The 22,759-nt window shown below is 62.0% G+C and carries 19 protein-coding genes; 15 read left to right on the top strand and 4 right to left on the bottom strand.

From position 1 onward, the window contains the following. Window positions 1-58 precede the first annotated feature (58 nt). On the bottom strand, window positions 59-1,399 hold the full coding sequence (locus tag ACE1EY_RS04695) for a sigma-54 dependent transcriptional regulator (protein ID WP_291513924.1): 1,341 nt from the start codon (window positions 1,397-1,399) through the stop codon (window positions 59-61). Further along, window positions 1,396-3,012, bottom strand: coding sequence for an ATP-binding protein (locus tag ACE1EY_RS04690; protein ID WP_291513925.1), 1,617 nt, complete (start codon window positions 3,010-3,012; stop codon window positions 1,396-1,398). The genes ACE1EY_RS04695 and ACE1EY_RS04690 overlap by 4 nt, the downstream gene beginning before the upstream one ends. A gap of 128 nt (window positions 3,013-3,140) precedes the next feature. Here ACE1EY_RS04690 and sucC point away from each other — a divergent pair, with 128 nt between their 5' ends. Genes sucC through ACE1EY_RS04675 form a run of 3 tightly spaced genes read left to right on the top strand, consistent with a single transcriptional unit; the run spans window position 3,141 to window position 6,867 of the window. Then, on the top strand, window positions 3,141-4,301 hold the full coding sequence (gene sucC / locus ACE1EY_RS04685; protein ID WP_291513926.1) for an ADP-forming succinate--CoA ligase subunit beta: 1,161 nt from the start codon (window positions 3,141-3,143) through the stop codon (window positions 4,299-4,301). Window positions 4,302-4,326: 25 nt separating this feature from the next. After that, window positions 4,327-5,196: a succinate--CoA ligase subunit alpha gene (sucD, locus tag ACE1EY_RS04680; protein ID WP_291513927.1), complete on the top strand. Its 870-nt coding sequence runs from the start codon at window positions 4,327-4,329 to the stop codon at window positions 5,194-5,196. A gap of 33 nt (window positions 5,197-5,229) precedes the next feature. Then, window positions 5,230-6,867 (top strand): NAD+ synthase, encoded by a 1,638-nt coding sequence (locus ACE1EY_RS04675; RefSeq protein ID WP_291513928.1) that lies wholly within the window; start codon window positions 5,230-5,232, stop codon window positions 6,865-6,867. Window positions 6,868-6,934: 67 nt separating this feature from the next. Here the strand turns inward: ACE1EY_RS04675 and ACE1EY_RS04670 are convergent, their stop codons facing one another. Next, window positions 6,935-7,885 (bottom strand): outer membrane protein assembly factor BamD, encoded by a 951-nt coding sequence (locus ACE1EY_RS04670; protein ID WP_291513929.1) that lies wholly within the window; start codon window positions 7,883-7,885, stop codon window positions 6,935-6,937. 49 nt (window positions 7,886-7,934) lie between these two features. Here ACE1EY_RS04670 and ACE1EY_RS04665 point away from each other — a divergent pair, with 49 nt between their 5' ends. The 6 genes from ACE1EY_RS04665 to ACE1EY_RS04640 all read left to right on the top strand — a co-directional run bounded on the left by ACE1EY_RS04665 (window position 7,935) and on the right by ACE1EY_RS04640 (window position 17,062). Continuing rightward, entirely contained in the window at window positions 7,935-8,882 is a 948-nt protein-coding gene (locus tag ACE1EY_RS04665; protein WP_291513930.1) for an RluA family pseudouridine synthase, read from the top strand. 10 nt (window positions 8,883-8,892) lie between these two features. Next, the gene (pgeF, locus tag ACE1EY_RS04660) at window positions 8,893-9,627 is read left to right on the top strand and encodes a peptidoglycan editing factor PgeF (RefSeq protein WP_291513931.1); all 735 of its coding nucleotides are present in this window, start codon (window positions 8,893-8,895) and stop codon (window positions 9,625-9,627) included. Window positions 9,628-9,792: 165 nt separating this feature from the next. Next, window positions 9,793-12,069, top strand: coding sequence for a DUF1302 family protein (locus tag ACE1EY_RS04655; RefSeq protein WP_291513932.1), 2,277 nt, complete (start codon window positions 9,793-9,795; stop codon window positions 12,067-12,069). Between the two features lie 29 nt (window positions 12,070-12,098). Next, window positions 12,099-13,454, top strand: coding sequence for a DUF1329 domain-containing protein (locus tag ACE1EY_RS04650; protein WP_291513933.1), 1,356 nt, complete (start codon window positions 12,099-12,101; stop codon window positions 13,452-13,454). Window positions 13,455-13,514: 60 nt separating this feature from the next. Further along, the gene (locus ACE1EY_RS04645; protein WP_291513934.1) at window positions 13,515-14,456 is read left to right on the top strand and encodes a YCF48-related protein; all 942 of its coding nucleotides are present in this window, start codon (window positions 13,515-13,517) and stop codon (window positions 14,454-14,456) included. A gap of 32 nt (window positions 14,457-14,488) precedes the next feature. After that, on the top strand, window positions 14,489-17,062 hold the full coding sequence (locus ACE1EY_RS04640) for an efflux RND transporter permease subunit (RefSeq protein WP_291513935.1): 2,574 nt from the start codon (window positions 14,489-14,491) through the stop codon (window positions 17,060-17,062). A gap of 60 nt (window positions 17,063-17,122) precedes the next feature. On the opposite strand, the gene ACE1EY_RS04635 is transcribed toward ACE1EY_RS04640, so the two are convergent. Next, window positions 17,123-17,947 carry a symmetrical bis(5'-nucleosyl)-tetraphosphatase gene (locus ACE1EY_RS04635; RefSeq protein ID WP_291513936.1) on the bottom strand — a complete coding sequence of 275 codons (825 nt, stop codon included), beginning with the start codon at window positions 17,945-17,947 and terminating at the stop codon, window positions 17,123-17,125. A gap of 147 nt (window positions 17,948-18,094) precedes the next feature. Here ACE1EY_RS04635 and ACE1EY_RS04630 point away from each other — a divergent pair, with 147 nt between their 5' ends. The 6 genes from ACE1EY_RS04630 (at window position 18,095) to ACE1EY_RS04605 (ending at window position 22,758) form a co-directional block, all read left to right on the top strand. Beyond that, window positions 18,095-18,289 carry a Flp family type IVb pilin gene (locus tag ACE1EY_RS04630; RefSeq protein WP_291513937.1) on the top strand — a complete coding sequence of 65 codons (195 nt, stop codon included), beginning with the start codon at window positions 18,095-18,097 and terminating at the stop codon, window positions 18,287-18,289. A 7-nt stretch (window positions 18,290-18,296) separates the two neighbouring features. Next, on the top strand, window positions 18,297-18,755 hold the full coding sequence (locus tag ACE1EY_RS04625) for a prepilin peptidase (protein ID WP_291513938.1): 459 nt from the start codon (window positions 18,297-18,299) through the stop codon (window positions 18,753-18,755). Continuing rightward, entirely contained in the window at window positions 18,752-19,261 is a 510-nt protein-coding gene (locus ACE1EY_RS04620; protein ID WP_291513939.1) for a TadE/TadG family type IV pilus assembly protein, read from the top strand. Before ACE1EY_RS04625 ends, ACE1EY_RS04620 begins: the two co-directional genes overlap by 4 nt. Window positions 19,262-19,337: 76 nt before the next feature. Beyond that, a complete protein-coding gene (gene cpaB / locus ACE1EY_RS04615; protein ID WP_370299588.1) occupies window positions 19,338-20,219 on the top strand; it encodes a Flp pilus assembly protein CpaB in 882 nt (293 codons plus the stop codon). Then, entirely contained in the window at window positions 20,216-21,571 is a 1,356-nt protein-coding gene (locus ACE1EY_RS04610; protein ID WP_291513941.1) for a type II and III secretion system protein family protein, read from the top strand. The genes cpaB and ACE1EY_RS04610 overlap by 4 nt, the downstream gene beginning before the upstream one ends. A gap of 8 nt (window positions 21,572-21,579) precedes the next feature. Continuing rightward, a complete protein-coding gene (locus ACE1EY_RS04605; RefSeq protein ID WP_291513942.1) occupies window positions 21,580-22,758 on the top strand; it encodes a hypothetical protein in 1,179 nt (392 codons plus the stop codon). The last annotated feature ends 1 nt before the right edge of the window (window position 22,759 follow it).

Below are 22,759 nucleotides of genomic sequence, written 5' to 3'. Positions count from 1 at the left end.
AAGTTACTATGGCTTTTATAGTAGCTTCTCGTTTGCACACGCGCAGCGGGCGCTGGCGTCAATCAATGCCAAGCTTTTTCGTGCGATAGCGCAGCTGACGAAAACTCATTCCCAGGCGTTCGGCGGCCTTGGTCTTGTTGAACCTGGTGGCCTGCAGCGCTTCGAGAATCCGTTGGCGTTCCAGTTCCTCCAACTCGCCGCGTAGACCATCCGCATCGTCGGTGGATGTTGGCGCCATCGTCGGTGGTGCTGGGGTGAGCTGCAGGTCATCGACATCGATGACATCGCCATCGGCCAAGGCGACTGCGCGCTCTAGTACGTTATCCAGTTCGCGCACGTTGCCAGGAAACGCGTGTGTGGACAGGTGCGACAGAGCATTTGTGGTCAGCCGCGGCGCGGCGGGCAGGCCGTAGCGTTCGGCAATCGTTGCCAATAGCTGCGTGGCGAGAAGCGGGATGTCATCTGCGCGGTCGCGCAGCGGCGGCACCGAAACCTGAATGACATTGAGGCGATAGAACAGATCCTGGCGAAATTCGCCTTCCTGCACCCGTGTGGCCAGATCGTGGTGGGTGGCCGAGACAATTCGGACATCGACCGGCACCTCACGTTTGGCGCCGACGGGGCGAATAGAGCGTTCCTGGATCGCGCGTAGCAACTTGACCTGCATGAGCAGCGGCAGGTCCGCCACCTCATCGAGGAATAGCGTGCCACCGTCGGCCGCTTGGAACAGCCCCTCCTTGGTCTCGTTGGCGCCGGTAAAGCTGCCGCGCAGGTGGCCGAAGAGTTCTGATTCCATCAGTTCGCCCGGGATGGCACCGCAGTTGACCGGAACGAACGGTCCGCTGCGTCTGGCGCCCTGCTCGTGGATGAGACGCGCCACGAGTTCCTTGCCGGTTCCCGATTCGCCGGTGATGTACACGGGCGCCTGGCTACGGCCCAGTTTCAGGATCGTCTTGCGCAGTTGCCGAATACTCGCGGTCTCGCCGATCAGCGCGGTCTCGTGCGCATCCGCCTGGGGCGGGAGCGCAGACGGCTGCACCGACAGTGCGGATTCGACCAGCTTGCGTAGCACGTGAATGTCCACGGGCTTGCTGACGAAATCGAAGGCGCCGAGTTTCATGCACTCAACGGCGTCTTCCGTATTGCCGTAGGCGGTGATGACGGCAACAGGGACGTCGGGGTGGGCTTGTTGGATGTGACGGACCAGGTCCTTGCCCGTGCCATCAGGCATGCGCATGTCCGTGAGGCACAGGTCGAAACGGCGTTCGGCCAGCCGTTCGCGCGCCTGTCCGACATTCTCTGCGGCGTCGGTGTCCACACCCATTCGGGCCAGCGTGATTTCGATGAGCTTGCGGATGTCGACTTCGTCGTCGACGACCAGGACGCGCGGGTTGTTCATGCCGTCAGTGTCTCATGATGGACAGAGTTTCCTGCCGGCAGCTGAAGCTGGAATCGAGCGCCAGGCCGTGCTGACACCAGATCTAGGTGGCCGCCGTTGTTGCGAGCCAGTTCGCGGGCGAGATAAAGCCCCAGCCCGGTGCCGGAGGAACGGGTGGTGAAAAACGGCTCGAACACATGCTCCACGACGTCAGTCGGGATGCCGGGTCCGTTGTCGCTAAGTTCGATGGTCACTTGCTCGCCATCGGACCGGGCGGCGATACGCAGCCGGACCGGGCGCGATGCCGCATGTTCGCAGCTGTTTTCCCACAGGTTGGTCAGAATCCGGCGCAGGTGGTCCGGGTCGGCGACGATATGCACCGATTTGTCGATTTGATGCAGGTCCAGCTGACAGTGCTCGTGCTGGCCAGACTCGCGAAATTGTTCGAAATGGGCGCTGCACTCGGCATGCAATGGAATAGGAATCGGGGCCCCCGGTGCCGGACGAGATAGCGACAGCACATCGCGCACGATGCTTTCGATGCGCGAACTGTTGCGGCGGACGATCGCATTCAGCGCGCGGTCATCCTCGGACAGCTCTGGCGATTCCTCCAGAAGCTGAGCGGCGTTGCTAATCGCCGCCAGCGGATTGCGGATCTCGTGCGCGATGGAGGCCGACAAGCGGCCCAGGGCCGCGAGTTTGATCTGCTGCGCCTGCTGGGCCAGCGCATCGGCGTCTTCGAGCATGATCAGCACGGGCGCATAGTCACCCCAGCCCAGGCGGACGAACTGGGCCGACAGCGCCCGGCCACCGGGCAGTGGGATCGGGTCCATGTGGATGTTGGGGTCGGCGCGCCAGCGAGCGAGTGCCGCACCCAGCGCGGGGGTTACGGCATCTAGCGGCTGACCATGGATCGAAGTGTCGAGCTCGATCAGGCGGCGCGCCGCGGGATTCACCAGTTGCACGGTGCCGTTGCCGGTGACCGCGACGACGCCGGCACGGATGCGAGCGACGATACTTTCATTGAGCCGCGACAGGCTCACCAGGTCTCCGCCGACCTGGCGCGCCAACGCCTCGCTGCGTCGTGCGCGACCGGCCATGGCATGGCTGACCAGCCCCATCGCGAACATCAGCAGCCCGAGCAGGCCGGCTTCGGTGAGTGCTTGCGCATTCGGACTGCTAAGTGTGCGTAGCGACTCCAGCGCCAGCAGGCCGATGCTGGTTACGGCGGCCACCAGCAGCACCATGCGGCGGTTGAGCAGCAGGCTGGCGGCGATCATCGGGAAAACCAGCAGCACGCCAAGGCCGCTGGCGACGCCGTTGGTTGCCCACATCCAGAGGCCGACACCCGTCATGTCGGCGATGGATTGGAATAATGTCTGCGCGTCCAGAGCCGGCCGCCGCATTTCCAGCGTGACGGTGGCGCCCATCGCATGCAGCGCGGTGGCCAAGGCAACGATCAGAAAGACATCGGACCGAATCACGCCGAGTGCCTGGCCGGCGAGGTCCAGATAAATCAATGCCAGCGCAATGACGGAGACAATCCAGCGATAAGCCGTCAAGGCCCGCAGGACGCGCCAGTCAGAGGCTGTAGGGTGATCGGCGATCTCGCGCGCGAGAAAACGACCGCTCATGTTGCGCGTTGTCGGGGCACTTCGACGAAACCGATTGCTTGCAGATTGACCCAAGCATACGGCGCCGTTTTGCGCACCGCACGGCGATGGGCGAGAATCCGCAGCCCAACTCCCGAGTCCGGTGTGCAATGAACCTGCATGAGTATCAGGCCAAGGGCCTGTTTGCCGAGTACGGCATCCCCGTTCCGACCGGCCACGTGGCCAGTTCCCCCGACGAGGCTGTCGAAGCCGCGAAGAAACTTGGCGGCGAGCGCTGGGTCGTCAAAGCGCAGGTCCACACCGGTGGCCGCGGCAAGGTCGGTGGCGTGAAGCTGGTCGACACGCTGGATGAGGTGAAGTCAGCCGCAGCCGGCATGCTCGGTCAGCGGCTGGTCACCAAGCAGACCGACGCCAAAGGCCTGCCGATCAACCTGGTGCTGGTCGAGGAACCCTCGGCCATCGTCACCGAGCTTTACCTGTCGGTACTTGTCGATCGCGGCACCGACCGCATCGTGGTCATGGCCTCGCCGGAAGGCGGCATGGACATCGAGGAAGTCGCGGAGAACACGCCGGAGAAAATCCTGGCCGTGGGCGTACCTCCTGGCGCCGGCTTTTCCGGCTATCAGGCGCGGCGTCTGGGCTTCTTCCTGGGGCTTAACAAGGATCAGATCGGCCAGTTCGGCAAGATCGTCAATGGCTTTATCCGCCTGTTCCACGAGCGCGATGCCAGCCTGGTCGAGATCAACCCGCTGATCATCAAGGAAGACGGCAGTCTGGCCGCCCTGGATGCCAAGCTGAATTTCGACGACAACGCCCTGTATCGTAATCAGGACATCGCCGCGATGGCCGATCCGACGCAAGAAGATGAGAAGGAGTTGGCGGCCGCCAAGCACGACCTCAACTACGTCACGCTGGAAGGCGACATCGGTTGCATGGTCAATGGCGCGGGCCTGGCGATGGCGACCATGGATATCATCAAGTTGCATGGCGGTCAGCCGGCAAACTTCCTGGATGTCGGTGGTGGTGCGACCGCCGAGCGCGTGACCGAGGCCTTCAAGCTGATCACGTCGGGCTCCGACGTAAAGGCCATTCTGGTGAATATCTTCGGTGGCATCGTGCGCTGCGATCTCATCGCCGAAGGGATTATCGAGGCCGTCAAGCAGGTTGGGCTGACCATTCCGGTTATCGCCCGACTGGAAGGCACGAACGTCGAGCAGGGCCGCAAACTGCTCGAAGAATCCGATTTCGACATCATTCCCGCTGTGGACCTGACCGACGCCGCCAAAAAGGTCGTCGAGGCCGCCAAGTAAGCCCCCGGACCACAAAGGACATCTCATGAGTATCTTGATCAACAAGGACACGAAGGTCGTCGTCCAGGGCTTCACCGGGCGCCAGGGCACCTTCCATTCGGAACAGGCCATTGCCTACGGCACTCAGCTGGTTGGTGGTGTCACGCCGGGCCGCGGCGGTGAAAGTCATCTCGACCGGCCCGTGTTCAATACCGTGGCGGAAGCCGTTGCAGAAACCGGCGCCGATGCCAGCATGATCTATGTGCCGGCGCCGTTTGCCGCTGACGCCGTGCTGGAAGCCATTGATGCGGGCATCAAGGTGATCGTCTGCATCACCGAACATATTCCGGTGCTGGACATGGTGCGCGTCAAGGCGGCGCTGGGCGAAACCGATTCGGTGCTGATCGGCCCGAATTGCCCTGGCGTCATCACGCCGGGTGAATGCAAGATCGGCATCATGCCGGGCCATATTCACAAGCCGGGCAAGATCGGCATTGTGTCGCGCTCTGGCACCTTGACCTACGAGGCGGTTTTCCAGACCACGAACAACGGTCTCGGACAGTCCACCTGTGTGGGCATTGGCGGCGACCCCGTCCATGGCATGGGCTTCATCGACGTCATTTCTCGCTTCCAGGACGATCCGAAGACCGAAGGCATCATCATGGTTGGCGAGATCGGTGGATCGAAGGAAGAAGAGGCCGCCGAGTACATCAAGGCGAATGTCACCAAGCCTGTCGTGGCGTATATCGCCGGCGTGACGGCGCCTCCCGGCAAACGCATGGGGCACGCCGGTGCGATCATTTCCGGCGGCAAGGGCACCGCTGCGGACAAGTTCGCGGCATTGGAAGCCGCCGGTGTGACCACAGTCAGTTCGCCGGCGGATCTCGGCGAGGCGATTGCCAAGGCACTGGGCTAGGCGCGCCGCGCCAAGTCCGATCCCAACGCGCTTATGGCACGCTCGCTACGGGTCTGCATGGCCCAGCTCAATCTGTGGGTCGGCGATGTCGACGGCAACGTCGACAAGATGGTCAAGGCGGCCATTGAGGCCCGGGAGACGCACCAGGCCGATCTGGTCGTGTTTCCCGAGCTGGCCGTCCTGGGCTATCCGCCGGATGATCTGCTGCTGCGGCGGGGTCTCCCGCAGAAGGTGAAGGATGGCCTGACGCGGATTCGCCGCGAGGTGGCGGGGATCTGCGTCATTGTCGGCTACCCCGAGTACACCGAGAAGGGCATCTTCAACGCTGCGGATGTGTATCTGGGCGACAAGCGTCTGGCCAAGTATCGCAAGCAAAAGCTACCCAATTACGGGGTCTTCGACGAAGAGCGACACTTCGCTCAGGGCGACAAGACCTGCGTGTTCGAACTGGCCGGACTGACGGTCGGGCTGACGATTTGCGAAGACATCTGGGAGCCCGGTCCGACGGCGGATGTGGCCAAGGCCGGCGCCAGCTTGCTGGTCAACATCAACGCCTCGCCCTTCCACGAGACCAAGCACGCGCTACGCAACGAGATTCTTGCCGAGCGGGCCAAGGAGACCGGCCTGTCCATTGTCTACGTGAACTGCGTGGGCGGGCAGGATGAACTGGTGTTCGATGGTGATTCCATGGTCGCGCGTCACGACGGTCAGATCATCTCGCGGGCGCCGACGTTCGAAGAGGGGGTCTTCCTCGCCGACGTGCCAATCGACCACGTCGCCAATGCCAAGCCGGCGAAAAAAACTGACCAATCCATGGAGCAGCTGTGCTGGCGCGCGCTGACCATGTCGGTTGCGGATTACGTCAATCGCAACCGGTTTGATGGCGTGCTGATCGGCTTGTCCGGAGGCATCGATTCATCGCTGGTGCTGGCCCTGGCGGTGGATGCGCTGGGCGCGGACCGCGTCTGGTGCGTCGCCATGCCGTCGCGGTACACGTCAGAGCTGTCGCGCCGCGAGGCGCGAGCACAGGCCGAGGCGCTGGGCGTGCGCTTCTCCGACATCGGCATCGAGCCGATGGTCGAACAGTTCGGGCAGGCCCTGGGCAGGGAATTCGCCGGTTGCGAACAAGATGTAACCGAAGAGAACATCCAGTCCCGTGTGCGCGGCACCTTGCTGATGGCCTTGTCCAACAAGTTCCGGTACCTGGTCCTGGCGACCGGGAACAAGAGCGAGCTGGCCACGGGATACGCCACCCTGTACGGCGACATGGCCGGCGGCTTCGCGCCGCTCAAGGATGTGTACAAAACCCTGGTGTTTCGCTTGGCGAACTGGCGAAACCGGCAGGTGCCGGCCGGGGAGCCGCCGTTCATTCCGCAGGTGGTCATCGACCGTCCGCCGTCGGCGGAATTGAGACCCGACCAGCAGGATTCCGACAGCTTGCCGCCCTACGAGACGCTGGACGCCATCATCCGCGCCTATGTCGAGGAGCATGCGACGCTGTCGGAAATCGTCGACCAGGGGTTCGATGCAGATCTGGTCCGGCGCGTGGCTCGGATGATTCGTCACAACGAGTACAAGCGTCGCCAGGCCCCGCCCGGGCCGAAGGTCACGGCACGCGCGTTCGGGCGGGATCGGCGTTATCCGATCACAGCGGTCTACGAGGACATCTAACGCCCAGCGCGTTTAGGTGGCGCCGTATTGACGGTGCCGCGAGTCTTGCAGGGCGTCCCTAGCGTCCCTAGGCGTCGTCACCCAGGCGCGCGCCTCCACGTGTGGTTGGCGTCTCCGAGTCCTCTGCGGCCGGATTCTCCGTCGGCGCCGGTTGCCGGTCGATGACTGGCGGCAGGCGCAGCGCCTCGGGGGATTCAGCATCCGCAGCTTGTGCGGCAGGCTTCGCCACGCTCTGGTCCGGCCCGCCGTAATTGGCGCGGCTCAGTGACGCCGTAGCGTCGGCCAGCTCGGTGAGTTCGAGCTTCCGGTAGGCGGTTTCCAGCACGGTTAACGTTTCCGGGATCACCGACGTGCCCTGGAAGCGCTCGAGGATATCTTCGGCCCGGCGGCTGGCACCCACGTAGGCCTTTCGCTTGAGATAGTACTTGGCGATTTCCAGGTCGTGCTGCGCGAGACGGTCGCGCAGCAGGATCATGCGCTGGCGCGCATCGCCTGCGTATTTGCTGTCCGGGTAGCGCTGAATCAACTGGCCCAGCGCATCGAATGCGCGCCGCGCGTAGGTCGGATCGTAGGTGTGCGACTCCGACCAGGGCAGCAGGTCGCCACGGGCGTTTGCGCGGCTGTAGTGGATTAATCCGCGCAGGTAGTAGACGTATTCGATCTGCGGGTGGCGCGGATGCTCGCGCAGAAAGCGGTCGGCATCGGCCAACGCGCTATCCGGCGAATACGACTTGTAGTTCGCGTAGATCAGTTCCAGCTGCGCCTGGGTGGCGTAATCCGAAAACGGAAAACGCAGCAGGATCGCCCGGTACTGTCCGATTGCGCCATCGAAATCCGATGCGTCCAGCGACCGGCGCGCCATTCGATAGGCCTCGTCAGCCTGCAATCGTTGCAGCCGCTTGGGGACTTCATCGCGGAAGGGATTGGCCGGGGCGAGCTTGTCATCGTCGCTAGCGCAGGCGCCAAGCACTAAACTCGCGGCAACCAGCAGCAGGGCCGGTAGTCGGGTGACTATCATTCGGGGTCGTGTTCGCAGAAAAGGCCGCAAGAGTATACCGATCGTGTCGATGAGTTCCGACATTCGAGTTTTTGAAGTCCCGGAAGTTCTGTCAGGCATGCGGCTCGACCGCGCGCTGGCCGAGTTGATGGGCGATGTGTCGCGCAGCCGTATCCAGCGATGGATCGGCGACGGACGCGTTCGGCTGGGCGCTGATATCTCGACCAACCAGCGGGCGTCGGTGACGTCAGGGCAGCGTATTGAGGTGGACCCGGTGTTCGAGGCCTTGGTCGAACCCGCGCCCGAGGCGATCGAGCTGGACGTGGTGTTTGAGGATTCCGATTGCCTGGTGATCAACAAGCCCGCCGGGCTGGTGGTGCATCCGGGTGCCGGCCAGGCGCGGGGCACCTTGCAAAATGCGCTGTTGCATCTGGACCCGGCACTGGACCGTCTGCCAAGGGCGGGGCTGGTCCACCGGCTGGACAAGCTCACCAGTGGCCTGCTCGTGGTGGCTCGCAATCCGGCGAGCTACCACGCGCTATCGTCCGCGATGCAGGCTCGCGAGGTGCATCGGAGCTATCAGGCCCTGGTCTGGGGGCGGGTCATCGCCGGCGCAACCATCGAAGCCCCGCTGGGTCGACACCCGACGGACCGCACGCGCTTTGCGATCCGCCGCGATGGCCGACAAGCCGTGACTCATTACCGAGTGAACGCGCGTTGGGCATATCACAGCCTGCTCGACGTGCGACTGGAAACCGGGCGCACCCACCAGATTCGCGTGCATCTGCAATCCGTGGGTTTTCCGCTGGTCGGTGATCCCCAGTATGGCAGGCGGGGGAGCGGCCTCGCCGGCGCGTTGCCCGAGTTGCAAGCCGCGTTGACCGGCTTTCGTCGCCAAGCCTTGCATGCGCGAAAACTCGGGTTCTCGCATCCGACGACGGGCGAGCAGATTGAGTTGACGGCCGACCTGCCGGCAGACCTCCAGCAATTGATCGCCGCCCTCGGTGCGCCGGAGTAGCGTCTCTCCGGTGTCTTTGATTCACCCGGACTGGCCTGCGCCAGCTTGGGTGCGGGCCGCGGCCAGCACCCGCCAGGGTGGGGTCAGCTCCACGCCCTATGACTCGCTGAATCTGGCCACGCACTGTGGCGACGACCCGGCTCAGGTCGAGCGCAACCGGGCGCTTTGGGCGCAGCGGGCCGGGTTGCCGGGGCCCCCGGTCTGGCTGAATCAGGTGCATGGTATCGATGTGGCCGTCGATCCGCGGAGCGAGCATGAGATCACGGCAGACGCCGCAGTTTCGACGCGCCCCAACCGTCCACTGGTCGTCATGACCGCCGACTGCGTGCCGATTTTGCTCTGCGCTCGCGACACCCCTTGGGTGGCCGTGGTGCACGCGGGATGGCGAGGGCTCGCCGGAGGCGTGATAGCAGCGGCCTGCGCGCACGCGCCAAAGGGCGCGCAACTGATCGCATGGATCGGTCCCTCGATTCGATCCGCGCACTACGAAGTGGACGCCGTGGTCCGCGCCCCCTTGGTGGAACAGGACAGGCAGGCCGCCCGGTTTTTTCATCCAATCGCGGGAAAACGCTGGCTTGCTGATCTGCCGGGCATCGCCTTGCACCAGCTCAAAACGCTTGATGTGGCGGGATTTGATTCCCGATTGGACGCCTTCGGAGACCCGCGCCGTTTCTATTCCTACCGGCGTGATCGAGGGCGGACAGGCCGTCAGGCCTGCGCAATTTGGATGCTTGATGCCCAGTAAGTCTGCGTTGCCGTGGGAATTTTTGTCTGCTTAAATGCAGCGCAGAATTAATAGGCAGGGCTGTCGAGGAGAGCAAGCAGCCCTGAACCAGCGTCCGGCCCGGTCGGGTTCTGCCAGGGAGTGGCAGCGCCGGGACAAAAAACGCCTTTTGGGGGAAGACAATCCATGGCGATACAAAACGAATTGCGAGCGTTCGAGCGCGCGAGTGGGCGTGTGCTGTCGACACGCAAAATCTGGCTTGGCATGGCGACGGCGGGGCTGATAAGTGCGTCTGGTGCAGTCCATGCGATCCAGTTTGAACTGGGGCCGATTGAGGGCAGCATCGAGAGCCTGCTGACCGCAGGTGCCACCTGGCGTATTCAGGATCGCGCCGACTACTTGGTCGGCAAGTCCAACCTCGAGCCCGGCATCTGTATTCAGCGGGACCCCGACGGTTCGCTGGGTGGTGGCCGGGTTGGCGACGAAAGCAGTTGCTCCAGCACGGATTTTGGCGAGAACCTCGAGTATGTGAACGCGCGCGGCTCGTTCTCGCAAAACAGCGATGGCGGCAACCTGAGTTTCGATAAGGGCGATGTCGTCGCCGCCGCGGTGAAACTGAATTCAGAGATCAGCTTCGACGTGCCGGTCCCCGTGCTGGGTTCCCTGGCCGTCTACGCCAACCCGATCTACCTTTACGATTCAGAGGTGTTGAATTCGCCGAACTACCATCCGGACACGACGCTACAGCCGGCAGAAACGCCGCGGGCGGGGGCTGTCGATGACGTCGCCGGATCGAACTTCGACTGGGCCAGCTACCACGTCAGTGGCTACATCCCGTTCTTCGGCGGGCGCGACATTCTGGTTCGCGTCGGACGACAAGGCCTGAACTGGGGCGAATCCTCTGCCCTGGTGTTTAACAGCTTGAATGCCATCAACCCTCCGCATGGGGTCCGCGCGCGTCTGCCGGGGTTCCAGCTGGAAGAGGCGTTTCAGGCGGTTGGCATGGCCATCATCAATACGGATATCACGTCGAATCTGTTCCTCGAAGCGTTTTATCAGTACGAGTGGAAGCCGGCGATCGCGGATCCCGTTGGCACGTTCTACTCGGTTAGCGACACGGTGGGGGCTGGCGGCACCTACGCGATGCTCTCGTTTGCGAAACAGCCGGAAGATCCGGAGCAGATTTACGCGTCGGCGAACAACGAAGACGATCCCTTGTTCATCCTGGGTTCACAGTCCAGCCGCACCGTTCTCCGGGTCGGTGATCAACGTCCGGACGACGAGGGACAGTACGGGTTCGCGCTGCGCTACTTTGCAGAATGGCTGAATAACGGGACGGAATTGGCCGCGTACTTCGCGAACTACCACGCGCGGATTCCGACGGTCTCCGCCTACGCGGCTGACCCCACCTGTATCGACTCCAGCTTGCAGGGCCCGGCGGCGCTGGCACCCTGTTTGGCGAGCCCGGATCAACCGGTGCCGGACGTTGCGGCCGTCGTCGCCGGCCTGCAAGCCGGACAGCTCACGCCTGCGCAAGAGCCGTTGCCGGTCGATACCATGCAGCTGTTCGTCGAGTACCCCGAAGACATCAAGATGTACGGCGTGTCGTTCAATACGACGGTGGGCGATTGGGCGGTGTCGGGTGAGTATTCCTTCCGCGAGAACCTGCCGATTCAGGTGCATTCCACGGACTTGGTTTACGCCGGTCTGCAGCCAGCCTTCCCAGAAAACGATGTGGAGGTGATTCCCGGGACGGTCCTGCCGGGACGGCGGTCTGCGGTCCCGGACTTCGTCAACACCCTGTATCGCGATAATCCGGTGGATGCCGACGGCACGATGAACGGCGTCGAGAACTACTACATCCGTGGCTGGGAGCGCGAGCAAGTGCACCAGCTGCAGTTCACCTTCATCAACACCTGGGGTGGCGCGAACTGGTTTGATGCCTCGCAGATCCTGACGGTCGCGGAGATTGGCGGAACGTACTTGCCGAACATGCCGGAGTACTCCGAGCTGCAGTACAACGGGGCCGAGGTCAATACACATGCCTCCGTGGGTGCGGACAACACGACCAACGGCTTCGATAGCGGCAGCCTTGGTGCTGCCTGTCAAGGCTTGGACAATCCGAATTCCTGCCGCCAGAACCCGACCTCACAAGCTCTGGATCATTTCCCCACGGACTTCTCCTGGGGTGTCCGTGTGCTGAGCATTTTCCGCTATCAGAATGCCTTGCTGGGAGCGAACCTGGAGCCCATCGTCGGATTCTTCTGGGACGTCAACGGCATCGCACCTGGGCTTGGTCAGAACTTCATTGAAGGCAACAAGACGCTGATCACGGCGCTGCGCTTTGACTATCTGAACAAGTGGGTTGGCGAGGTGCGGCTGACGACGTTCACCGGCGGATCGGACTACAACTCCCGTCGTGACCGTGACAATGTGTACGTGTACCTTGGCTATAACTTCTAACAAGCTCAAGGGAACCAAGGGGGGAGACCATGCGCGATTTGATCGCAGTGGCGGCGCTGGGCAGTTTGCTCAGCGCGGTCGCAAATGCGGCGGTGACACAGGAAGAGGCAGATCGGCTGGGTAATGAGTTGACGCCGGTCGGAGCACAGATGGCCGGCGACAAGGCGCTCGGTATTCCGGCCTGGGACGGGGGGCTTCAGGAAGCTCCGCGCTCCTACAAAGGGGCGGGTACGCGCTACACGGACCCGTTCCCTGACGACCGTCCGGAATTCACCATCACCGCGGACAATCTCGATCAGTACCGCGACAAGCTGACGGTGGGACAAATTGCCCTGTTCGAGCGGTTTCCCGAAACCTACGTCATGCCGGTCTACAAGACGCGCCGGAGCTTCGCGAACCCGCAGTTCATCTACGACGCGACCAAAACGAATGCGGTGAACGCGAAGCTGAGCGGGGGCGGTGACACGGTCACCGGCGCGGTGACCGGGATACCGTTTCCGATTCCGAAAAACGGTCACGAGGTGATCTGGAATCACAAGACGCGCTACCGGGATTTTTCAGTGCGCCGCTGGAATAACCAGGCAGCGGTGACGTCGACCGGATCCTATAACCTCGTCAAGTTGCGCGAGGATGTGACGTTCCGCTACAGCCAGCCGGGCATCGAGCCACGGGATCTCGACAATGTGCTGCTGTATTTCCTGCAGGTCACGACGCAACCGCCTCGCTTGGCTGGCCAGATTTTGCTCGTGCACGAGACCATGGACCAGCTGCGTGAACCGCGTGCGGCCTGGTTGTACAACCCGGGTCAACGCCGTCTGCGTCGGGCCCCGAACGTCGCGTACGACAACCCTGGAACCGGTTCCGACGGCCTGCGAACCAATGATCAGACGGATACTTTCAATGGCGCGATGGACCGTTACGACTGGAAGCTGATCGGCAAAACGGAAATCTACACGCCTTACAACAGCTACAAGATTCATTCGGACGATTACAGCTACGACGACATCATCCAGCGTGGTCACATCGACCAGGATCTGACCCGCTACGAGTTGCATCGCGTGTGGGTGGTCGATGCCACGTTGAAGGCCGGCACAAGCCACATCTACAAGCGCCGTACGTTCTATGTGGATGAGGATTCGTGGCAGATCGTCGCCGTGGATATCTACGACAAGCGCGACGAATTGTGGCGCGTCCAGGAGAGTCACTCTGCAATGGCTTACGATGTGCCGTACATGGGGCCCATCCTCGAATCGGTATACGATCTGTTGGCGAATCGTTATCTGGTCCAGGCCATGAATAACGAGGATGACGAGACCTACTCGATCGACGTTGATTGGGAAACGTATTTCAACCCGTCCAATGTCAAGAAGCTGGCTCGACGCTAGGCGTGAAACTGATATCGTGCGTTCGCGATAAGTACGCCTCGGTACATTAGGAGACAACGTATGGTGCCACGCACCACCTTCATGGCCGCGTTGCTGGCCGTAACCGGCATGGCTGCGGCCGCCGATATCGAGAATCAACCCGCGCAGATGATGCCGCTGGCTTCCAAGAGCCTGCTGCTGGATGTGGCCAATGCCGGATCGCGATTTGTCGCGGTTGGCGAGCGTGGCCACATCCTGGCTTCTGTCGACGGACACCAGTGGGCGCAGGCGAATGTGCCGACGCGGGCGACGTTGACCGCCGTCACGTTTGCCGACGCGCAGCACGGCTGGGCCGTTGGGCATGACGCGGTCATTCTGGCGACGGAAGACGGCGGACAAAACTGGACGCTGCAGAACTTCGAGCCAGACCTCGAAAAACCGTTCTTGGATGTGATGTTCTTGTCGCCGACACGTGGATTCGCGATCGGTGCCTACAGTCTGTTCTACGAGACCATCGACGGTGGCGAATCTTGGACCGAGCACGACACGCCAGCCCGAGATGACGAATGGCATTTCAATGCAATCGAGCGGCTGAACAACGGTACCTTGGTCATTGTCGGCGAGAGCGGGACCGTTGCGGTTTCGCGAGATGACGGCGAGACCTGGGAGTCGGTGCCATCACCGTATGCCGGGTCTTACTTTGATGCTGTCGCTCATGGTGAAAATGGCGTCCTGATCTTCGGCTTGCGCGGCAACGCTTACCGCAGTGATTCCACCGACGAGATTGCCTGGACCAAGGTCAATACCGGAACCGGCCAAACCTTGTCGGGTGGCACCGTGCTGCCGTCCGGCGAGACCGTGATCGTCGGTCTTAACGGTACCGTGCTGCAGTCGAACGACGGCGGCCGTAGCCTGGAGCGACTGCCAAACCGTGTAGGCGCCAGCCTCAACAGCGTGCTGGTGAACAACGGCCGGCTGCTTGCGGTGGGTGATCGCGGCACGCACATCATCGAACTTCGCTAGGCCACGCGCGGCGAGCCCCAAAGGAATTCGGCATGCGAATGATTACGACCGACGACATCCTCCGAGTCGTTGAACCCCTGGTGTATGCGCGTCGCGGCGTCGGCATGCTGTTGCTGGTGCTGTTGACGGCGTTCTTCGGCTACCAGGCATCCCAGATCAAACCCGATGCGGGGTTCGAGAAATCCATCCCCTTGCAGCACCCCTACATGAAGGTGCTCAAGCAGTATCAGTCGGCCTTTGGTGGCGGTAACCTGATCAAGGTGGCTCTGATCCAAGAGGACGGGGAGCTCTACAACGAGGAGTTCCTCTCCACGCTGCGCAAGGTCACCGATGACGTCTTCTTCATCCCCGGCATCGACCGCTCGCGCGTGTCGTCATTGTTCACGCCGGATGTCCGCTATACCGAAGTTGTCGAGGGAGGGTTCGCCGGCGGCAATGTGATTCCTGCGGAGTATCAGCCCACGCAGGAGATGTTCGACCTGATCAAGACCAATGTCGGCAAGGCCGGCATTATCGGTCGCCTGGTGACGCAGGATCAGACCGGCGCGATGGTCAACGCCGAGCTTCTGGAATTCGATCCGGTGACCGGCGAAAAGCTCGATTATCGCAAGGTGTCGCATCAGCTAGAAGAGATCCGTAAGACCTACGAAACCGAGAACATCAAGATTCATGTGATCGGTTTCGCCAAGGTCGTTGGCGATGTCACCGACGCAACGCTGGAAGTGGTCGGGTTCTTCCTGCTGACATTGTTGATGACCATGGTCTTGCTGTGGCTCTACACCGGCTCGTTCAAGCTCGCGGTGTTGCCCCTGGTCTGCTCCGTTGTCGCGGTGATCTGGGAGTTCGGCCTGCTGCGATTGTTTGGCTACGGCCTGGATCCCTTCGCGATTCTGGTGCCGTTCCTCGTGCTGTCGGTCTCCGTTTCGCACGGCGTGCAGTACGCCAATGCCTGGGTGGGCGAGGTCGCTCACAACGGGCGCAATAGTTTTGACGCCTCGCTGGAAACCTTCCGGCGTTTGGCTATCCCCGGCACGACAGCGTTGATCACGGACGTTGCGGGTTTCGCGACGATTTACCTGATCCCCATCGACATCATCCGCGAGATGTCCCTGAACGCGGCATTCGGCGTGGCTGCGATCATCGTGACGAACAAGGTGATGATGCCGATCTGGCTGACCTGGATCAAAATCGGCGACATCGACTCGTTCAAGCGGAAGCAGGCCGTACGGGATCGCTTTGGCGACGGCCTCTGGCGGCTGATGGCGAAGAACACGCGGCGGACGCCAGCGATCGTCACGTTGCTGATTTGCTCGATCCTGCTCGGCTGGTCGCTCTGGAAGTACGAGGACCTGCAGGTAGGCGACTCACAATCCGGTGTGCCTGAGCTGCGGCCTGACTCGCGTTACAACCAGGATTCGCGTGCGATTGTCGATAACTTCTCGATTGGGGTCGACATTCTCAAGGTGATTGCGGAAACGGCCCCCGAAGCCTGTATTCGTTACGAGCAGATGGAAACCATCGACCGGTTCGCCTGGGAGATGAGCAACCTGACCGACGAAGTGCAATCGGTGATCTCCTTGCCGCAGGTCGCCAAGATCATCAATGCGGGATGGAACGAAGGATCGCTGGCTTGGCGTGTGCTCCCTCGCAACCGCTACGTGATCGTGCAGGCGATTACGCCGGTTGATACGTCGTCCGGCTTGCTGAATCCGGATTGCTCTGCGATGCCGGTGTTGATCTTCACCAAGGATCACAAGGCCACGACGATTCACACGATTACTGATGCGGTGAAGGCGTTTAACGTATCCAATCGCGCAGCCTTCTATGAAGAGCACCCGGACGTCTCTGAGGACTATTGCGCCGAAAAGTCGGCTAAGCGTGATGAACTGGGCCGGCTGCGGCTGGAGCGGGACAATCTCGCAGCGCTGCAAACGGCGGAGCCAGATGCCACCCGTGCCGAGGAACTCGAGCAGATCAATCGGCGCTACAGCGAAGTCGAAGATGAGTTTGGTGCGCTAGAGGAATTCTGCCCCGTGAACTTTGCCCTGGCGTCCGGGAATGTCGGGGTGATGGCGGCGACGAACGAAGTCGTCGAGGCGCAGGAGATCCAGGTGGTGTTCTGGGTCTATGTGGTCGTCGTCGTATTCCTTTGGCTATCGTTCCGCTCGTTCTCTGGCGTGCTCTGCGTGGTGCTGCCATTGTCGCTGGTCTCGGTCATGGCGTATGCCGTCATGGCGTCGCTGGGCATCGGGCTCAAGGTGGCGACGCTGCCAGTGGTGGCCCTGGCTGTCGGTATCGGTGTTGACTACGGCATCTACGTTTACAGCCAGCTAGCCGATGGCGTGAACCGTGGGCACTCCCTGGAAGAGGCGTTTTATCGAACTCTCCGGCAGACCGGCAAGGCCGTGGTATTCACGGGCGTCGCATTGGGTCTGGGCGTCGGAACCTGGCTGTTCTCCGCGCTGCAGTTCCAGGCAGACATGGGGATACTGCTGGTGTTCATGTTCACCGCGAACATGTTTGGCGCCATTCTGGTTATGCCGGCATTGGCCCATTTCCTGGTGACCAAGGAAAGCGCCGCCAAGACGGGGCTGTCAGGCCACTAGCGCTTGCTAGGCCGGTCCGGTGCGTAGCACGCGGACTGGCCCCCGCCGTGAAGGCGACTTTTAGCCCGGCGTCCGGTGCAATGGGCAGGGCGTGGATGTGAGCGTATCGTCATCCAGGCACAGGGCAGTCAGCGATCCGCCCCAGACACAGCCGGTGTCGAGTCCGATCACGTTGTGTTCCGGCCAGCGAACCGTGCCGAGTGTCGACCAGTGACCGAACACGATTCGTGTGTCGCGACTCTGCCGGCTGGCTAACTGGAACCAGGGAGTGGCATCCCGATTGTCCTGCGGGGCTCCCTTGGCGTCGAAGTCCAGCGCGCCGTCGGATGAGCAATACCGCATCCGGGTGAAGCAATTGACGATGAATCGCCAGCGCTCCATGCCGGTCAGGCGATCGGCCCATTGCTGAGGCTCATTGCCATACATCTGCCGCAAGAATTCCTTGCGCTCCTGTCCGGCCAGCTGCCGCTGAATTTCGTCCGAGTAGGCCAGCGCATCGTCGACCGCCCAGCTGACGTGAAGCCCGGCATGCACGATCAAGGTTTCAAACTGGGGCAGCCGCACGGCCAGTGGCCGCGTTGCAATCCAATCCAGCAGTTCATCGGCGTCCGGCGCGCGCAAGATCGGGTGCAGATCCGGCTGCGGCTTCGGTGCGACGCCTGCAGCCTCTGCGAGCAGATGAAGATCATGATTGCCCAGCACGCAGTCCACGCTGTCGCGCAGCGCGTAGACCGCCCGCAACGTGCGTAGTGAATCTGGTCCGCGGTTGACGAGATCGCCGGCTACCCAGAGCTTGTCTGCCGCCGGATCGAACGCGATTAAGTCCAGCAAGCGTGAGAAGTCGTCGTGGCAGCCCTGTAGGTCTCCCACTATCCAATGTCGCATGGCGTGTTGTCCGCCTCCGTGGTCGGTCATGTCGAAGCGCCGACGAGCGGTGCTGGTGAATCCCCCCGCCGTCGTTGCGGTCCAGCCGCAGGGTGTTAACAATAGCGTGACAAAAAATACTCTCGCCCGAACGAGAAGGACTACGCGATGCTCACGTACTTGGTGACGCTCTACAAACTCTGGCGTGACGACGAAGCCGCAACAGCCGTGGAATATGGCTTAGTAATCGGGCTGATTGCCGTTGCGCTCATCGTAATTCTCGGATCATTGGGCGATGGCCTGGAGAACCTGTTCCGGGATGCCTGCGACCAGGTCGTTGAAGGGGGCTGCTCGTCGGAATAGTGCGATCTTGATCGGGTTCGCCCTGGCGCTGGCCTGGGCCGTGTGGGCGGGCTGCATCGGCGCTCTGGACGTCCGTAGCCGACGTGTGTCCAATCGGTGGTTCGTCGGAGCGCTTCCTCTCGCGCTAGGAACCTTGTGGCATCGTCATCCCTCGATCAACCTGGCGTTGCTGATGGGTGGCGCTGGGCTGACGGTCGCGCTCGCGTTGAACCTGCCGGCGTGGTTGCGCGGTTGGACGGGGGGCGCGGACGTCAAGGCCTATGCCCTCGTCGGCCTTGGCTTCGGAGCATGGCATTTGCTGGAAATATTTCTCGCAACGTCGCTATTGTTCGGTTTGGCTGCATTGGCCTTCTGGCTGCGCGGTGGGGTTAAACCCAAGCGGTTGGCGATGTTGCCCGCCCTCGGTATCAGCCTGTGTGCTTGGCTCGTCTCGGGGCCGTGGTGGTGGGGAGATAAGCTGTTTTGACTAGACCGGCTCGACAACTCGATTCTTGTAATCGATCCCGACAGCGAGGGGCGACGGCGCTGGAGTTCGCGTTCGTCTTTCCGCTGCTGTTTCTGTTGATGTACGGCATCTTGGTCTACGCCTATATCTTCCTGCTCACCGAATCGTTGACCTTTGTGGCGCAAGAAGCCGCTGAGTCCGCCGTCGCAGTCGACCCTGTAAACAACGAGAACTATGAGTCGCAAGTGCAACAACGTGCACAACAAACGGCTTCGACCCTGCTAGAGTGGCTGCCGGGCGATCAGCGGGAATTGGTCGTCGGATCGAGCGGGGAACTTGTTGACGTTGCGCTGGTTCCCCAGGGTGGTCAGCGGTTTGTGCGGGTTCGTCTTGAGTTCGTGATCTCGGACTTATTCCCGTCAATAACCCTACCCCTGGTCGGGCAGGCCCCGCCGATGCCAGAGGTGCTGCGGGCGGAGGCCTCAGCGCTTGTGGATGCGGCACGAGCCGAACCGGGAGACAGTTGATCGTGGCCCGCAGCTTTGGCGGGTGATTCGATCGCGGCGTAGTGGAGTACGAAAGACGTGAGCAGGGGAGAGCGGCGTGAGTAGTTCAGCGATGAAGGTCCTGGCCATTGTCATGCTGGTCATCGCAGGCATCGCCGGTGTGATCGCTTATCGCATGAGCGTGGAATACGCGCGGACGCCGGAGCCGCTGCCGGACGCCACCGAGGCTGAAGAAGTGATCCCGACCACGCTCGTGGTCGTTGCATTGAAGCCGTTGGCCGCAAACGCACAGATCCAGCGTGACGATGTGGCGCTAACGCCTGTCACGATCGCTCCACAGCGATACTTCGCCAATGCGGATGACGTGGTGGGACGAGTTCCACTGGTCGATATCGATGCCGGAGCACCGGTCACACCGCGCTATTTCCGCGACGCCAATGTGCTCGCGCGCATTATTCCCGCAGGCAGCAAGGCCATGTCGCTGCAAATTGACGAGGTCGTGGCAGTGGGCGGTTTCGTACGCCCGGGGGATACGGTCGACGTGTTGGTTTTCCTGCGCGGATCGGGTGGTGACGATGCGCAGGCCAGAACGCTGCTACGAGAAGCGCTGATTCTTGGCTACGAGGAACGGGTCATCGACCGGCCGCAGGGGGTGGAGGACACCTCTGGAAACCGGCGCCAACGCATTCGCACCGCTGTAGTGGCAGTTCCCGACAACGACGTTACGCGGGTCATGTTGGGTGCCAGTCTGGGTGAAATTCGCCTGGCCTTGCATGGGCAAGTCGACGCAGATTCCAGCAGCGGCTCCGCCGGATTGCCGCTGGCGCAGACCACGACAACGCGGGCAGCGGTGTCGGACGACGTCGTTACCCGGGAAGAGTTGATCGGTATCGAGAAGAAGAAGCCCGCGACAGAGGCGCGGACGCAGGCGCCGGTCTACGTCTACAAGGCGAACGAATTGGAGTCCGTCCGACCATGAGTGTCACCGAAAAATGGTTGCCCCGGTGGGTCGTGGGCCTGGGGTTGGTTGTTCTGCTGGCTGGGCCCGCCCTGGCGTACCTGCCCAAGGACCATGTTCTTCTGGTCGAGAAGGGGACGCATCAGCTGTTGCGGCAACCCTCCGAGATTGAGCGTGTGGCGGTGGGCGACCCAAGCGTGGCAGACGTCAACGTGATTAACCGCCGCGAGGTCCTGGTCACCGGCAAGTCGCTGGGCATCACCAGTCTGATGGTCTGGGGCAAGAACGCCGGCGTGCCGCGTGAATACCGTGTGTCCGTTCGCGAAGCCTCCGACCCGACGCAGAGCCTGCCCGCCGATCCGGACATGGGCCGGGCTAAGATCGTGCCGGGTAAGGGGTTGTCCGGGGAATTGCCCAGTTTGGCCGCGCATCAGCGGGCCAGGGCGAAGAGCGCCGGCTCGGGAGACAATCCCACGATCGACGCTTCCACCGTCGCGATCGAAACGCAGGTGCACGCGGCCATCAAGATCGTTGAAGTGAGTCGCACGACGCTGAAGCAGTTCGGTTTTAACTTCATCAAGAATTCGCTTAACACGACCGTGACCGTGTCGCCCCCCGGCACGCTGGGCTCCATCGTGCAGAACAACGAGTTGGGTAACTTCGAGCTGAGTTCAAATTCCGGATTCCGCGCCGTGCAGGATGCCTTCCAACTCGCCATCGGCGATGCGACGAACAGCGTGCTCGGCGTGATTAGCCTGCTGGAGCGTCGTGGCTTGGCTCGCACGTTGGCTGAACCCAGCTTGGTGGCCGCTAGTGGGCAGCAGGCCAGCTTCCTGGCGGGCGGCGAGTTTCCGATTCCCGTGGTCCAGGGCAATAGCAATGCGGTGTCCGTGGAGTTCAAGGAATTTGGTGTGCGGCTGACGATCAGCCCCACGGTGTTGTCAGCCGATCGCATCGCGCTGAAGGTGGCGCCTGAGGTCAGCGAACTGGATTTCAATTCCGGCTTTCAATCCGGTGGGGTCGCGGTACCGGGTCTGGCCGTCCGTCGCACCGACACGACGATCGAGCTCGGCGATGGAGAGAGTTTCGTCATCAGCGGCCTGATCAGCAATCGGTTGCAATCGAGTGTGGACAAGATTCCGTTTCTGGGCGATGTGCCAATTCTGGGGGCGTTTTTTCGCAGCAGTCAGTACACCCGGGACGAGCGCGAACTCATCATGGTGGTGACACCGACCATTGTGCGCCCCTTGGCGGCGGGCGCGCGTACCCCCGCATTGCCCGGCGCGGAACTGGATGGATACAAGCCCAGCTTTGGCGAATTGTTGCTGTTGGAAAAAGGCCGGTTCGGAAGCGGCTCCGGATTCTCCGAGTAACGATGGCCATGAAAACACAAGCCATTCTTGTCGCGACCGACCCGGTCTACGCACATTGGTTAAGCGAGGCCCTGGGCGGTGGTGTCGAGGTGCACTTGGTGCGCGGTCTCGCGTCGATGCCGGACGTCGGCCGTGTCGGTCTGGCGTTCGTGGAAGTCGATCCGGAGAACCCCGGCACTGGTGCGCAGCAGGTCGATCAGCTGCTTGCACGCCACCCCGACGTGCCGGTGTTTGCGGTGGGCGCGGAGTCGTCATCCGAGGCGGTGCTAACCGCCGTGCGGGCCGGGGCGCGTGATTACTTCGTTCTCAATAAGGACAACGACAACCTGGCCGGGCTGGTGGGCAAGGTCCTCCGGCGGTCATCGGCGGGCGCTCGAGGCAATGATCAGGCTCGCCTGTACAGTTTGGTGAGCGCCGCGCCCAGCGATGGTGTCGCATTTCTCGGAGGGCATCTGGCACTTGCCTTGGCAGACCGCGCACCGCCGGGCGAGCGTGTTCTGCTGATCGACCTCGCCAGCCCCGTCGGTGCGTCGCTGGTGTACTTCAATGTCAATCAAACCTATACGCTGCTAGACGCGTTGCACGACGTTTATCGATGCGATCAAACCTTGATCGATACCGCATTCTCGCGTCACGAAAGTGGGTTGTATGTATTGTCGCTGAGCGAGGAAACACTGGGATTTCCGTCGCTGGATCAGCAGAGCCTGATCGCGTTGCTGGAAACGCTGCGGCTGCATTTCGGCGCGATTGTTTTTGCGGTTGATGCACACATGGCCGTGCCGACGCTGAGCGCAGTGATCACCCAGTCCACGCGTTCATTGTTGGTCACGGATCAATCCATTCTGCGCAGCCGCCAGAACAAGACACTGTTGCAGGGCCTGCGTGTCGAGGCCTGTGCGTTGGATCGTATGGGCCTGATCATCGAGAACTATCGATCGCGGCTGGGTTTGACGGCCGACAATCTGGCCGAACTGCTCGACGTGCCGGTGTACGCGACGCTCGGCGGACAGCCGGCGCAACGCATCCAGGCCATGAATGCGGGTGAATCTCTATTTTCCCTCGCACCGCGTGATGCTTACGCCCGTGGTGTGCTGGATCTGACGGATCGTCTGGAGCGTTCCGGCGAAGCCGGCGACCTACTGGCTGCAGCAGGCAGTAGTTGGGCCTCACGCCTGTTCGCGGGCTGAT

The sequence above is a fragment of the Abyssibacter sp. genome (assembly GCF_964229365.1).
Lineage (GTDB): Bacteria > Pseudomonadota > Gammaproteobacteria > Nevskiales > OUC007 > Abyssibacter.
This window is presented reverse-complemented; position numbering and strand designations above follow the sequence as displayed.